This is a genomic window from Calothrix sp. NIES-2100, from assembly GCF_963875285.1.
Taxonomy (GTDB): domain Bacteria; phylum Cyanobacteriota; class Cyanobacteriia; order Cyanobacteriales; family Nostocaceae; genus Aulosira.
Window position 1 is genome coordinate 5,139,256 of record NZ_CAWNLA010000001.1, and the last position, 14,043, is coordinate 5,153,298.

The following is a 14,043-nucleotide window of genomic DNA, read 5'->3' on the forward strand; positions in this document are numbered from 1 at the left end:
CCTACTCGTCAATCTGACCAACACGACGAATATTGAGAATGTCGCTCATTTTTTTGATTTGGATAAACACTTGTTCTAGTTGTGGGCGATCGCGTATATCTATACCCAAGTCCATTAACGCTGGTTGTCCAATCGCTGTTTTCACTTGCGCATAGCGAACATTGATCCCCTGGTCGCTTAACCGAGATAAAATATCTTTTAAAACGCCTACGCGGTCAAGTGCTTCAATCTGAATATTCACCGGGTAAGTATGAGGACGGGAACTATGTTCGGCTGCTGGGTTCCAGCGTACTGGTACTAGGCGTTCATACTCTACACTTTCGAGATTATGACACCCTTGGCGGTGAATGGAAATTCCCTTGCCGCGTGTGACTACACCAATGATCGGTTCACCAGGAATTGGGGTACAACACCCAGCCAGATGATACACCAAACCTTCTACCCCAACAATTGGCGAATCACTAGCGCGGGAAGTTGTCGGCGCTTCTCGTAAAGCTTTTGCTGCTGCTGCTGACTCTTTTGGTAGAAATGGCTGGACGACAGCAAGCGGTTGTTGGCCTTTGACTACCTCTCGCCAACGGTTCAGCACCAAATTCAGGGTGATTTCACCGTAACCTAAACCGCCGAGTAAATCTTCCACACTATGGTAATTACATTTTTCGGCGACACTCTGCATTGCATCTGATTTCAGCAGACTATCAAAACCAGTTTTACCCAGTTCTTTTTCTAGTAATTCCCGACCACGGGCAATATTTTCTTCCCGGCGCGATCGCTTGTACCATTGTTTAATCCGATATTTGGCGGCGGAGGTTCTGACAAAGTTCAACCAATCCAAACTGGGATGGCTGTTCTTTTGGGTCATAATTTCCACAATATCCCCATTTTGCAATCGGGTTGATAGTGGAACCATGCGCCCATTTACTTTGGTTCCTGCACAGTGGTTTCCTACTTCTGTATGAATGCGATAAGCAAAATCTATACTAGTAGAACCGGGACTTAAAGGGACAACATCTCCTTTCGGGGTGAAGACATAAACATCATCTTCAAATAAATTATCTTTGACGCTATCTAAATACTCTTGCGCATCTTTTAAGTCACTTTGCCATTCTAGTAACTGGCGTAACCAAGTAAATTTTTCATCTGTTGTCGTTAAATGGCTAGTGTTAGAACCACCAGTTTCTTTATATTTCCAATGAGCTGCAATTCCGTACTCCGCAATATGGTGCATTTCCATTGTGCGAATTTGCACTTCTAAAGGACGACCAGTCAGCCCAATTACGCCAGTATGTAATGATTGGTAACGGTTCGGTTTTGGTAGACCAATGTAATCTTTGAATCTACCAGGAATTGGGCGAAAGGCATCATGAACCACTGCTAAAGCACGGTAGCATTCCTCATTAGTCTCAACAATAATCCGCAACGCTGCTAAATCATAAATTTCATGAAATTCTTTTTGCTGTCGTTGCATTTTCTGGTAAATACTATATAGGTGCTTGGGACGGCCGCTAATATCGAGGCATTTAATCCCAGCTTGTTGCAAGCGATCGCGCAAAATTGCTGTAGCCTTTGCCAATTTTTCTTCCCGCGATGTTCTTTTTTCTGAAACATGCTGTTGAATTTGGCGAAAAGCATCTGGCTCTAAATACTTAAACGATAAATCTTCTAGTTCCCATTTTAAATGCCAGATCCCCAAACGATTTGCTAAGGGAGCAAAAATATCTCGTGTTTCTTGAGCAATACGGCGGCGTTTTTCCTCTGGCATAAATTGTAAAGTTCGCATATTATGCAAACGGTCTGCCAACTTCACTACAATGACTCGAATATCCTGTGCCATTGCTAAAAACATCCGCCGAAAGTTTTCTGCTTGACTTTCAGTTTTACTTTTGAAATTTATTTTAGAAAGCTTGGTAACACCTTCAACTAATTGCCTGACTTCTGCTCCAAAAAGCTCTTCTATTTGTTCAATTGTGATATCTGTATCTTCGACTACATCATGGAGAAATCCAGCTGCTATCATAGCAGGACTACCGCCTAAATCACGCAGTAATCCAGCTACGGCGACAGGATGACAAATGTATGGTTCGCCGGATTTCCGGTATTGTCCTTGATGCAGTTGATAAGCAAATTCAAATGCTCGACAGATTAAATTTGCATCATGATACCTTCGGTCATTTTCTGCTTCGCTGCTACTTACCGAAGATTGGATTAAGCATTTCTTAAGCCACTCCGGAAGTGGAACATCAATTGCGGTATTGAGAACTATGGTGCTCATACAAAGGGGACTAGAGGTGATCTGTGGATAAGTTCAAATATGGACAAAAATCACAGCATCGCCGATAGCAAATGCTGTTGCCCAAAGGCTAGTTAATCAAGTCAGATGAATTTGATGCCTGTATTGCCTATGGTAATCATCCAGTGCTTGTTTCTCGGTTCATCATCCCAAAAATATATTGCTGGCAAATGAAGCCTCAAAGCATGATTTGAGGCTTCTAGTTCTAAAAAGAGCTTAAGAAAGTTTATTGTAGAAAAAAAATTGCTTGACATTAATACTATCTTAACTAGCACTGGATGTCTCTAAATACAGATAAATATCAGGTATTGGCTAGCTTTCTAGAGGAATTCCGCTCTGATGCTACAAACACCCAACTTGATGGCAATCAACTGCGACAGCGTTTAGCCTCCTTAAAACAATTGTTTGTACAGCAGATTGTACCTTTAACTGAGGCAGACTCGCGGGAGCAGTCTTATCGGACAGAGATGAGTAAGCAGCTGCGGCTGTTGGAAATTGACGTTATGTTTTTCCAAGGTGCAAGGCAGGTATCAACTGCACAAGCTAGGCTGCAAACAATTAGCGATCGCTTGACGACTCTCATCCGATATTGTGATGCTATCCTGCGACGAGAAGAAATGGGGGAACAATAATTATTAATCCCTTGTTTCTGTGTTTCTTTATCATCCCACCTAAATCTGATTGTTGACAGCTATTTTCGCAACAAGTTCTACAATCATTTATCTTCTAGCTGAACTTGTGCGATCCCAACGCTTCCCTTGGCAGAGTCCCGAATGAGAACAGCGGCAAAAATTACCCAAAATTTTGATCCCCAAAGATATGATTTTCTGATGCTCAAAATCGGAAATTCTTATGCGCAAAGGTTTTAATCAATTGCACACCTCACTCAAAAAAACTTCTTTGGGCAGATAATATTTTTCTCTGTTCAGAGATATTATATAAAACTAAATTTTATTGGACTTTCGCAAAAAACCTCTCCAACTCTTATTCTTCTTGATGGCCAATACCTTGAAGTAAAAGCTGAGTAATCCGGCGCATATAGGTTTCTACCGGCTCATCTGTGGGTTTAAATATAATTGCGTAATATAGCGACCCACTCAGCAGATCAAAGATCAGATCGACATCGGCATTTTCCTGAATTTCTCCTCTAGACTTTGCTCTTTGCAGGACTATGGCAAAGGCCTCACGGCGGGGCATAGTGTATTTTGTCCAATAAACTTGGGCAAATTGAGGATTGCTAGATGCGGTGCTGATAATTAAGGCGAGTGTTTGACGACCAAGGGGACTGAGGATTTTTTTCGCCGCATTCTCGATCGCAATATCCATATCTCCCCAGAAACTTCCTGTATCAGGGATCGTTAAATCCGCCCTGAGACTTTCAATCGCATCTGCAACTAGTTCTTCTTTAGAAGAATAACGGCGATAGATGGTAGTTTTGCCAACTCCAGCGCGAGAGGCGATCGCTTCTATACTCATACTTTGATATCCCACCTCTGCCAGTAAATCCAAGGTTGCTTGGAGAATAGCCTGGTCAGCATGGGTGCTACGTGGTCGTCCAGTAGGGCTATTTATCTGCTTACTCATAAACGCATCTTCTCTCAGCAATAACATCTTGGCAATTTAACGCCCAGTTTCTTAACCTTCAGTGCCCTTGACTAATTATATACGATACGCTACCGTAGCGTATGGGTAAGAGAGGGGACAAGAAGGACAAGGAACCAGAGAAGAAATAACTTATGCCCAATGCCCAATGCCCAATGACAAATGACAAATGACAAATGACAACTCATGTAAATCAAGGTGGTTATATTCAGGGGCCGCTGAAATGGGCGATCGCCTTTTCTGCTGCCCTAGGCGCAATTCTAGAGGTAATTGATACCAGCATTGTCAACGTGGCGCTGACCTCGATGCAAGCCAGCCTAGGGGCAACTGTGAGTGAAATTGCCTGGGTAGTTACCGGATATGCGATCGCTAACGTTGTTTTAATTCCCTTATCTGCTTGGTTGGGAGATTACTTTGGTAAAAAAACCTATTTTATTTTTTCGCTGATTGGCTTCACCATCGCCTCAGTCATCTGTGGGCTATCAATTAATCTCCCAATGCTGATTATTTCCCGTATCGCCCAAGGATTATTTGGTGGGGGACTACTAGCCAAAGCCCAAGCCATTTTATTTGAAACCTTTCCTCCTGCTGAACAAGGTTTAGCCCAAGCAGTCTTTGGGGTAGGAGTAATTTCCGGCCCAGCAATTGGCCCAACTTTAGGCGGCTACCTCACCGACGCTTTAGGTTGGCGCTGGATTTTCTTTATTAATATTCCTTTTGGGATCTTGGCTGTGGTGATGTGTTGGATGTTCTTACCCAAAGATAAAGACAAAAGTCGGACACAAAGCCAAGCTGTCGATTGGTTGGGGATCGGGTTTTTGGTAATTGCGATTGGCTGTATGCAGACTTTCTTAGAAGAAGGGGAAAAAGAAGACTGGTTTTCTTCTGGCTTCATCACCAGTTTAGCGATCGCCAGCGTTGTCGGATTGGTACTGTTTATTTGGCAAGAATTGAAAACGCCTCATCCTGCTGTCGATTTAAGAGTATTACATCACCGTTCCTTAGCTGCGGGGAGTGTTTTATCTGCGATCGTCGGGATGGGATTGTATGGCGCACTATTTGCTGTGCCGATTTTTGCTCAGAGTATTCTGCACTTTACCGCCAGCCAGACAGGACTTTTACTCGCCCCTGGTGCTTTAGCTTCAGCAATTGTCATGGTGATGTTAGGTAAATTGTCCACCAAAATCGATGCCAGAATTTTAATTGCGATCGGTGGTGTGGGAACAGCTATGGTGATGTTTGATTTATCAAAACTCACTTCCCAAACTGGAGCCGACGATTTATTTTGGCCTTTGGTATGGCGTGGGGCTTTTACCGTACTCATGTTTTTACCTCTGAGTCTAGCAACATTGGGATCGCTGCCCAAAAAAGATATTTCAGCAGGCTCAGGCTTTTACAACCTCACCCGACAATTGGGTGGTAGCGTTGGTATTGCTATTCTCACTACCTTACTGGACAAACGCGAAGCTTTTCATCGAGCTATGTTGTTAACAAACCTTAGCCCTTATAATCCAGAAACAACTCAGCGTCTTGAGTTACTAATTGGGGCGATGCAAAGCCAAGGTATGGACGCAACCACAGCACAGCAACAAGCACTAGCTATACTCAGTCAAACAGTAAATGTCCAAGCAGCAGTTTTATCTTTTGCAGATATATTTCGAGTAGTGGGTGTAGCGTTTCTTTGCTCATTGCCTTTGTTGCTGTTTTTAGGTAAAGGTGGAGCAGGAGCAAAAGCACCAGTGGGTCATTAAGAGGATGTTTGAAAAGTTTTGAAAGGTTACATTTTAGGTCAATCGCCTCACCATGATCCGAATCATGGCAAGGTAGATGAACGTCTTTGATGTTTCCAGCAATAAGCGTGTTCGTAGGTCTCCACAAAATTCCTAAGAAGCTTATAGAATGTACATTCTCCGGACGGAAAAACTCCTATCCAAACCTCAGCCTAATGCACCAATATCTACTACTCATAGTTTTTTGCAGGTACTCTAAAAGCTGCATATTTCCATTCATCACCCTCTAAATATTCAATTTTAAATTCCCCTTTAGTTACTAAATTCATATCTTGAAGTTTTACTATTCCATTTTCTCCTAAGACAACGCATTCTGAATTAACAGTGGCATTTGGGCTGGGATTTATACTTATTTGATTGATGATTTTACGCTGTAATTCTTGATATTGTTGTTCTGTGATCAATTTAGAATCGTATAGTCTTTTAATTTCTCTTAGTTGGTTTTCTATATTTGGACTCCCTTGGGTTTGTGTATTATCTATTTGGCAAGAATCTGGTTTAAAGGCTATTTTTCTCACAGGATGATCCCACCACTTAGAAAACTGAGTTAACCAATTAGTAGTTCTGGTTGTATGTATGACTCTTACTTGATTATCACTAATTTCTAAACGAACCCAATCAGTAGACCTTTTTTGTATCAAACCCCCAAATCCCCAAGTGATAACGCTACCTACTGAAACACCACTATCGGCTAGACGAAGTTTAATCACTTTTGGTGGTATAGCTTGTACTATTTTCCCTGGTGTCTGATTTAGAGAACTAATATCATTAGCAATCAAACTACTATTTTTTTCTATGGCAGAGGATGGATTTAGTGCTATAGAATTAGCCAACAATACTGCTGATATGAAAATTTTTACTTTCATTATTTATTAATGTGTTTTAGTTTGCATGATTTATACTTTTAAGAAGTTTACAATATACCAGTAAAATCAGCAACAAGGGGTAAAGGTTGCAGCTGTCACCAGCCGCGAGGCGACGGCTGCAACCTTTACCCAGAATTAATTACATCAAAATTGTTGAAATTTTTATGCCACATCAAGTTCTAAACGTTCGTTCAGATCCAACCTAAAAATCAGGCTTTGAGCTTCATTAACGAGGCTTTGTTACTCGTGAATGAGCTTTTGATATTATAAATAAGCGGATTTAGCCAGACTATAAAAGTCAAATTTATTCAGCATTTCTAAAAACGTGAATACCGCCGGAATCTGAAGACCATTAGCTAAAATCGCAACTCCCATGACTCTTTCTAGGGGTGTTGGTAAACTATATACTTGGACATTGTGCGGAATCGGTACAGCTGCTAGCTGGGGAATAATAGCAGCTCTTAGTCCCTGATTTACCAGGCTGACAATAGTAGAGTCTTCCTGAATATCACTAATAGTATGAATGAAATTTGCTACAACCTTCATGTGGCTGTGGAGATTGCGTCCGCAGGGTAAACAAGACAGCAAAACTGGTGAATAGACAGCTATGTCTTCCCAAGTAATTTTCGGAGTGCTAACTTTGGCGGTTGGTGGTAGCAAAGCCACATACTCATCTCTAATAATTTCCCATACTTCAAACTCATCACTAGTCGGTAAATAAGTCACCCCAATATCAGCCCGTCCTTCGCGCAAACAATGTTCTACCTCCAGGTAAGAAAGACACTCGATGATTGTTACAGCCACTTCTGGGAATTGATCGTGAAACTGAGCGATCGCTTTTGGTAATAAATGAGTAGCAACACTGCGAAAAGCTGCAACCCGCACATGTCCACCATGTAACCCTTTATACATATTCGCTTCCTGTTGCATCATCTCTAGATGTTGCAATGACTGACGGGCATGGTATAAAATGCGCTCTCCCGCAGGTGTGAGTACCGCACCATGACGACCTCTCGTAAATAAGGGGACACCCAATTCTGCTTCTAAGGTGGCGATCGCATGGCTAATTGCTGGTTGTGAAAGTTGCAATTCCAAAGCTGCCTCACTAAAGTTACCACAATCTGCTACAGCAACTACGGCTCGAAGTTGGGAGAGTTTCATGGCGAATTGAAAAGATAAGAGTGAGAAAAATCCTGACTCAATTGTGTCAAAAATATTCTATTCGGATTTTTGATATCTATAAATGGCATTTATAGAAACTATACAAGCCATGTTTTGATTATTCACTCAAGGGTTGTTACAGTTTTGTTGTAATGAGCATCTATCGGAAATAATGCTATGAGAAATGATATTAGATGCATGCAACCCGAAGAGATAAAAATAACTTCTAAAACTAGTAATATCCTCGCGTCAATCGGGCAAGCATTGCATGGTTTATGGGACAATACCGTAAAAACACTACTAGCAGACCCTCAAGAATTACAAGTTATCCAAAAAGTAGACCGACACGGTAATATCTATTGGCAAGCTTACGATCCTGTAACCGGAAAGTCCTACGCTTCCGGTTCAGAAGTTGATGTAACTATGTGGATTGAGCAGCTTTACAGACAGTAAAAATCAACATGACGCAACTTACCTTAGTAATTGGTAATAAAAATTATTCATCTTGGTCATTACGTCCTTGGTTAGCTTTAAAGCAATTCGGGGTGGAATTCGAGGAAATTTGCATTCCTCTCTACACCCCTGAAACTGCATCAAAAATTCAGCAATATTCGCCTTCAAAAAAAGTACCAGTGCTTTTACATAATCATCAAAGCATCTGGGACTCTCTAGCGATTTGCGAATACCTAGCAGAAGAATTCCCCGATATGGATTGGTGGTCAGAAGATAAAATAAATAGAGCATTAGCTCGTTCTATTAGTGCAGAAATGCACTCAGGATTTCAAAATCTCCGGCAAAATATGCCCATGAATTGCCGAGCTAAATTACCAGGTAAAGGGTTAACACCAGAAGTGCAAAAAGATATTGACCGCATTACCAGCATTTGGCAACAATTCCGGTCAAAATTTGCAGCCGATGGGGATATGTTATTTGGCAAATTCACAATTGCTGATGCCATGTTTGCCCCAGTCGTATTACGCTTTGTCACTTACGATGTGCAATTAGATAGTATTTCTAGAAAATATGTAGAGACAATTTTAGAACTTCCCGCAATTCAAGAATGGATACAAGCAGCCAAAACCGAAACAGAAGTTCTTTCTCAATATGAATTGTAGTTTTGACTTCCGTCCTCAACGTTCCCTAAATTCGTCTATTAAAATGCAAATTCCCATACATAGGTGAACAACAAGATCCCCGACTTCTTAAAGAATTCGGGGATCTGAGTCTATTGAGTCGATTAACGTAGCAGAGACAATTTTTTATTTAATATCTACCTCAACCAATTTCTCTCTGGAGGAGATTTTATCATGAATAGTCATTCTACATGCCAGCGCGAAGCCGCGCGAAGCCATAGTGTAGAATAGACCTCTTGCAAAAGTCCTTTTTGCAAGAGGGGGGAAAAGGGTAAAGGTTAAAGGTAAAGGGGATAATACAAAACCTTTTCCCCTTCCCCCTACCCCTAATCCCCACGAAGTGGGGCCCCGAGTTCCCCTTTTCCCGACTTATGCAAGAAGTCTAATAACTAGTAACTTGAGTTAAACTTTTGCTAGGATGTCATCCACAGTAGTACACAGTTTGCACCGAAAAAATGTCAGCTGTTATGAAATACTTATGCTGCGGATGACTTATAAATAAGCGCAGATGAAACACCTTAAATCGCGTTCTCAAGATTTGCGGAGTTTGTTTGAGAACAACATCACCATTGAATACGTCGCAGAACCGCTGAAAGCAGTTGCGGCTGAAGCCGAGGTAACAGAAGTGCTGCATTGGATGCAAGCACGGGATTTTGATGTGATTGGTGTGGAGTCGGGAGATACTATCACTGGCTATGTAGAACGCACCAGCCTGATAAAAGCCACATCAGGTAAGTGCAGCGATTATCAGCGAGTGTTTCATCCCAAAGAACTCATCGCTATTTCCACCCCACTGATGAAATTGTTACCCATTCTGCAACAAACTCCCCGATTATTTGTGCTTGACTGCAATCAAGTAACGGGAATTATTACCTGTGGCGATTTGCAAAAAGCACCTGCAAGAATGCTGCTGTTTGGCTTAGTAACACTGCTAGAAATGAATCTGCTGCGACTCGTGCGGCTTTACTATCCTCAAGATTCATGGCAAGAAGTATTAAAACCAGAACGTTTACAAGTTGCTCAAAGATTATGGCGAGAAAGCCAAGAAAGAAACGAAGCCACAGATTTGTTAGATTATCTGCAATTTTGTGATAAGCGAGAGTTAGTTTTAAATCAACCAGAACTTCTTGAGCAACTGGGACTAAAATCTAAGCGATTTGGAGAGCGTTTTCTCAAATCTGCCGAACAGCTACGCAACCGATTAGCGCACGCACAAAATTTAGTCAGTGGTTCCTCTTGGACAGACTTAATTTCCCTAGCAGAAGCGATGGAAACATTATTAATTCGTTGTGAAGAAATTGAGTGATGATTGCTAATGTGTCATTTCTCATTACAAAGGATAGAGAAATTACAGCAGATTGTACAGATAATTGTCAGGGCAGTGCCCATACGTGTCAACTTAATCATGGGACAGACCATTAAGCCGATAGCTTCCGGTTTATTGAATTCGGGTAGTCGTTTATTGAATTGGGGTAGTCGTTTATTGAATTCGGGTAGTCGTTTATTGAATTGGGGTAGTCGTTTATTGAATTCGGGTCAGTAACAGGATAAGTCAACTTCATCTCCTGCGAATGAACTTTGCCGACTTGTGTGTACATCGTAGCTCCCTTGGAAGAGGGAAGATGAGGGCAAAACGTTGTCACCAAGTGGGTTTCGTGTTAAGTTGACACCAATGGGCAGTGCCGTGCCCCTACCGGCGTACCTCATTTACCTGAAATGCGCTGTATGATATTTTTTCTCTGGAATACTTTTGCTTAGTGCGTGAGGTAAATTATACCAATTAAATAAAAGAAGGCGACAGATACGTAGGTTGGGTAGAACGAAGTGAAACCCAATACATACAAGGTTTTAAACTGTTGGGTTGCGTTCTTCAACGCAATTTTAATATCATAAAGTGATTGATATAGCTAGGAAAATCACAAAATTTTACAATACTTAATAACGCCTAAAAAAGCAGTAGGGGCACAACGACCGTTGCACCCCTAGCATGTGTTTGATTTCAACAAAAAACGCGATGTCTGGCGACAAGCCCTCCGGGTTCAGCAGTTGCTTCAAGTCGGGGAACCCGCCCAACGCACTGCTTCACCGCTTTGTGTCTACACTATCTGTCAACAGAACCCATAATCACGTCAATACTGCCGAGAATTACCACAATATCTGCCACCTTCATTCCGCGTAATAAATGAGGCAGAATTTGTAGGTTGTTGAAATCGGCGGCGCGAATCTTCCAGCGTGCGGGGAAGACGTTATCATCACCCACTAAATAAATGCCCAGTTCACCTTTACCGCTTTCGACACGGGCGTAAATTTCTCCTTTGGGAATCTTAAAAGAAGGAGAAACTTTTTTACCAATATACTGGTAATCAAAAGCATCCCATTCTGATTTTTTCCCAGCAGCTAAACGCTTCGCTTCTAGGTTTTCATAAGGGCCACCGGGAAGTCCTTTAATTGCTTGGCGAATAATTTTCACAGATTCGCGCATTTCCCGCATCCGCACTACGTAACGGGCAAAGCAATCACCAGCAGTTTCCCACTGCACATCCCAATCAAAGTCATCGTAGCATTCGTAGTGGTCTACTTTGCGCAAGTCCCACTTCACCCCAGAAGCGCGTAACATGGGGCCAGAAAGTCCCCAGTTAATTGCTTCTTCGCGGGTGATTGTGCCAATACCTTCAACCCGACGACGGAAAATGGGGTTATTGGTAACCAACTTTTCGTACTCGTCTATTTTAGGTAGCAAGTAATCGCAGAATTCTGAGCACTTATCTACCCAACCGTAAGGTAAATCAACCGCCACGCCACCAACGCGGAAGTAATTGTTATTTACCATCCGATAACCAGTAGCAGCTTCCCACAAATCATAAATCATCTCCCGTTCGCGGAACTGGTAGAAGAAGGGAGTTTGCGCGCCCACGTCAGCGAGGAAGGGCCCAAACCACAACAAGTGGTTGGCGATTCGGTTCAATTCCAGCATAATCACGCGGATGTAGCTGGCGCGTTTGGGTACAGCCACACCTGCCAATTTTTCTGGGGCGTTGACAGTGACGGCTTCATTGAACATCCCCGCTGCGTAGTCCCACCGACTCACGTAGGGAACATACATAATCGTGGTGCGGTTTTCCGCGATTTTTTCCATTCCCCGGTGCAGGTAGCCAATTACTGGTTCACAATCAATAACATCCTCGCCATCCAGGGTAACAATTAACCGCAGAACCCCGTGCATTGAGGGATGGTGCGGTCCCATATTCAGCACCATAGGTTCAGTGCGGGTTTCTATTCTGGCCATAGATTATAGTGTTCTCCCGTTCATGAAAATTTAGAATTGGATCGCGTAGATGCCAACCAGACCCAATTTATATTGTCTGCCACAATCAGACTCTTGAGAGTAATGGGTTTAGGTTGGAAAGAAGATGGCAGCCGAGGGATTTTGGTTGATGTTTAATTTTGTTGCACTTCTTCAATTATTATATGGAATCCGCAATAAGTTATTGACTGGACTCGGAAAATAGGATTATCTTCAAAATATCTGCTACTAAATGCCTTAATAGTGATTTAATATCGTTAAATTCCTCTTATATAGTGCATTTTAGCTATATATACCAAAATTAAGTTTAAAAACTGAGTATAAATCTTACCTAAAAAACTTTTGTGCGATTACGGATTTCTTGTGTAATAGGGGGTTTGTTTGGTGTCATTTTGTCAGTGTTTCTGCTGCTCTTACAGTCTCATTTTGTTGTAGCAGCCTCTGATACAGTAGTTTATGACAAAGCCCAGAAAGCACAATCAGGCTTTTTGGCGATACTGGAAACCCTCGTCAACATTGATTCAGCAACGGGCGATCAACAGGGGCTGACTCAGGTGGAAAACCTTGTGATTGAGCAGCTGAAATCCGTAGATGCTGACGTTAAAACTATAGATGCAACGCCTAGCGCTGGACGGAACATCCTGGCAACAATTCAAGGTACTGGCAAACGCAAGATTCTGCTTCTTGCCCACACTGATACCGTATTCGACAAAGAAAAAGCAGCTCAACATCCTTTTAAAATTGTTGATGGCAAAGCCTACGGTCTAGGGGTGATGGATGACAAAGGCGGAATTCTCTTAGGTATCGAAGCACTGAAAATTTTGCGAGAACTGAATTTTCAGGAATTTGGCACGATTACCTTTTTAATTAATCCAGATGAAGAAAAAGGATCGTTGGGTTCACGGGAATTGATCAAAGAAACTGCGAAAAAACATGATATCGCGCTGGTGTTAGAATTTGGCTCCCCAGAAGATAAGGTAACCTCATGGCGCAAGGGAATTGGTTACTATGGACTTGAAGTCAAAGGTCGAGCAGCCCATGCGGGGGCTGAACCAGAAAAAGGCTGTAATGCTCTATTGGAGGCAGCTTTCCAAACTTTGCAACTGAGAAACCTTGGCGATCGCAACAAACAGACGACAGTTAATTTTACTGTTTTCCAGGCAGGCGATCGCAGAAATATAATTCCCGATTCTGCCAAGGTTCAGGCAGATGTGCGGGTACTCCAAGCCCAAGAGTACACTCGCCTCGAACGTGACTTTACGCGGTTATCACAAAACAAACTGTTGCCTTGCACTGAAATCAAGGTGATCTCAGAACGAGGTCGTCCACCGTTTCCACCCAATGCCAAAACCGATGCGTTAGTTAAAAAAGCTCAAGCCATTTATCAAACAATTGGTCTCAAGCTGGGAGTTGAAGGCAGTGGCGGTGGTACTGATGGTAACTACGCTGCCTCCGTGGGCACATCCACACTTGATGCACTTGGGCCTGTAGGTGGGGGTGCGCATAGTCCAGATGAATATATCAATTTGGATCGGATTGCACCGCGAATTTACTTACTCACCAAGCTGTTAATGGATTTGGGATCTGCAAACTAGTCAATTGTCAATTGTCATAGTAATTTCTCCCTGTCCCCTCTGCCCCCCTGCCCCCCTGCTCCCACCCTCTCCCACACTCCCCCATCCCCCTCACCAAAATAATGGGTCTGAAGCCTCGCCCTTCTAGGGCGACTTTTTATTAATTTTTAACTTCCTAACTAATTCTCTGAGTACATCAGACTTTGTTCTTTTAGTTGCTTGGCAATAGTCTTCAAGATGTGCTAGCTCTTCCTCTGTTAATCGAAAAAATACGCTTTTATTCATTGTTTTGTATATCTTGATGATATACAATCATCACAAAC

General features: G+C 42.4%; 12 protein-coding genes. 6 read left to right on the forward strand and 6 right to left on the reverse strand.

Going from position 1 to position 14,043, the window contains the following annotated elements; translation table 11 throughout:
* Position 1 precedes the first annotated feature (1 nt).
* Positions 2-2,272 (reverse strand): RelA/SpoT family protein, encoded by a 2,271-nt coding sequence (locus AACU32_RS21100; protein WP_096602970.1) that lies wholly within the window; start codon positions 2,270-2,272, stop codon positions 2-4.
* Between the two features lie 296 nt (positions 2,273-2,568).
* On the opposite strand from AACU32_RS21100, the gene patD reads away from it, so the two are divergent.
* The gene (patD, locus tag AACU32_RS21105; RefSeq protein WP_096602972.1) at positions 2,569-2,922 is read left to right on the forward strand and encodes a heterocyst frequency control protein PatD; all 354 of its coding nucleotides are present in this window, start codon (positions 2,569-2,571) and stop codon (positions 2,920-2,922) included.
* A 352-nt stretch (positions 2,923-3,274) separates the two neighbouring features.
* Here the strand turns inward: patD and AACU32_RS21110 are convergent, their stop codons facing one another.
* Positions 3,275-3,874: a TetR/AcrR family transcriptional regulator C-terminal ligand-binding domain-containing protein gene (locus tag AACU32_RS21110; protein ID WP_096608102.1), complete on the reverse strand. Its 600-nt coding sequence runs from the start codon at positions 3,872-3,874 to the stop codon at positions 3,275-3,277.
* A 194-nt stretch (positions 3,875-4,068) separates the two neighbouring features.
* Between AACU32_RS21110 and AACU32_RS21115 the strand changes: the two genes are divergently transcribed.
* Positions 4,069-5,643 (forward strand): DHA2 family efflux MFS transporter permease subunit, encoded by a 1,575-nt coding sequence (locus AACU32_RS21115; protein WP_096602974.1) that lies wholly within the window; start codon positions 4,069-4,071, stop codon positions 5,641-5,643.
* Positions 5,644-5,852: 209 nt separating this feature from the next.
* Here the strand turns inward: AACU32_RS21115 and AACU32_RS21120 are convergent, their stop codons facing one another.
* On the reverse strand, positions 5,853-6,548 hold the full coding sequence (locus AACU32_RS21120) for an SHOCT domain-containing protein (RefSeq protein ID WP_096602976.1): 696 nt from the start codon (positions 6,546-6,548) through the stop codon (positions 5,853-5,855).
* 264 nt (positions 6,549-6,812) lie between these two features.
* Positions 6,813-7,709 (reverse strand): LysR family transcriptional regulator, encoded by an 897-nt coding sequence (locus AACU32_RS21125; protein ID WP_096602978.1) that lies wholly within the window; start codon positions 7,707-7,709, stop codon positions 6,813-6,815.
* A 198-nt stretch (positions 7,710-7,907) separates the two neighbouring features.
* Between AACU32_RS21125 and AACU32_RS21130 the strand changes: the two genes are divergently transcribed.
* The 3 genes from AACU32_RS21130 to AACU32_RS21140 all read left to right on the forward strand — a co-directional run bounded on the left by AACU32_RS21130 (position 7,908) and on the right by AACU32_RS21140 (position 10,148).
* Positions 7,908-8,162: a hypothetical protein gene (locus tag AACU32_RS21130; RefSeq protein WP_339378142.1), complete on the forward strand. Its 255-nt coding sequence runs from the start codon at positions 7,908-7,910 to the stop codon at positions 8,160-8,162.
* Between the two features lie 8 nt (positions 8,163-8,170).
* Positions 8,171-8,824, forward strand: a complete 654-nt coding sequence (locus AACU32_RS21135) for a glutathione S-transferase family protein (RefSeq protein ID WP_096602982.1) — start codon at positions 8,171-8,173, stop codon at positions 8,822-8,824.
* Between the two features lie 526 nt (positions 8,825-9,350).
* On the forward strand, positions 9,351-10,148 hold the full coding sequence (locus tag AACU32_RS21140) for a hypothetical protein (protein ID WP_096602984.1): 798 nt from the start codon (positions 9,351-9,353) through the stop codon (positions 10,146-10,148).
* A 795-nt stretch (positions 10,149-10,943) separates the two neighbouring features.
* Here AACU32_RS21140 and AACU32_RS21145 read toward each other — a convergent pair.
* Positions 10,944-12,128 carry an NAD(P)H-quinone oxidoreductase subunit H gene (locus AACU32_RS21145; protein ID WP_096602986.1) on the reverse strand — a complete coding sequence of 395 codons (1,185 nt, stop codon included), beginning with the start codon at positions 12,126-12,128 and terminating at the stop codon, positions 10,944-10,946.
* 362 nt (positions 12,129-12,490) lie between these two features.
* Between AACU32_RS21145 and AACU32_RS21150 the strand changes: the two genes are divergently transcribed.
* On the forward strand, positions 12,491-13,741 hold the full coding sequence (locus tag AACU32_RS21150; protein ID WP_339378143.1) for a glutamate carboxypeptidase: 1,251 nt from the start codon (positions 12,491-12,493) through the stop codon (positions 13,739-13,741).
* Positions 13,742-13,864: 123 nt separating this feature from the next.
* On the opposite strand, the gene AACU32_RS21155 is transcribed toward AACU32_RS21150, so the two are convergent.
* Positions 13,865-14,005: a ribbon-helix-helix protein, CopG family gene (locus AACU32_RS21155; protein ID WP_096602988.1), complete on the reverse strand. Its 141-nt coding sequence runs from the start codon at positions 14,003-14,005 to the stop codon at positions 13,865-13,867.
* Between the last annotated feature and the right edge of the window lie 38 nt (positions 14,006-14,043).

Bases quoted from the DNA above. Each gene is read 5' to 3' on its own strand.
- AACU32_RS21100 (WP_096602970.1), bottom strand. From the start codon at position 2,272: ATGAGCACCATAGTTCTCAATACCGCAATTGATGTTCCACTTCCGGAG.
- AACU32_RS21140 (WP_096602984.1), top strand. From the start codon at position 9,351: ATGAAACACCTTAAATCGCGTTCTCAAGATTTGCGGAGTTTGTTTGAG.
- AACU32_RS21120 (WP_096602976.1), bottom strand. From the start codon at position 6,548: ATGAAAGTAAAAATTTTCATATCAGCAGTATTGTTGGCTAATTCTATA.
- AACU32_RS21135 (WP_096602982.1), top strand. From the start codon at position 8,171: ATGACGCAACTTACCTTAGTAATTGGTAATAAAAATTATTCATCTTGG.
- patD (WP_096602972.1), top strand. From the start codon at position 2,569: ATGTCTCTAAATACAGATAAATATCAGGTATTGGCTAGCTTTCTAGAG.
- AACU32_RS21155 (WP_096602988.1), bottom strand. From the start codon at position 14,005: ATGAATAAAAGCGTATTTTTTCGATTAACAGAGGAAGAGCTAGCACAT.
- AACU32_RS21115 (WP_096602974.1), top strand. From the start codon at position 4,069: ATGACAACTCATGTAAATCAAGGTGGTTATATTCAGGGGCCGCTGAAA.
- AACU32_RS21110 (WP_096608102.1), bottom strand. From the start codon at position 3,874: ATGAGTAAGCAGATAAATAGCCCTACTGGACGACCACGTAGCACCCAT.
- AACU32_RS21125 (WP_096602978.1), bottom strand. From the start codon at position 7,709: ATGAAACTCTCCCAACTTCGAGCCGTAGTTGCTGTAGCAGATTGTGGT.
- AACU32_RS21130 (WP_339378142.1), top strand. From the start codon at position 7,908: ATGCAACCCGAAGAGATAAAAATAACTTCTAAAACTAGTAATATCCTC.
- AACU32_RS21145 (WP_096602986.1), bottom strand. From the start codon at position 12,128: ATGGCCAGAATAGAAACCCGCACTGAACCTATGGTGCTGAATATGGGA.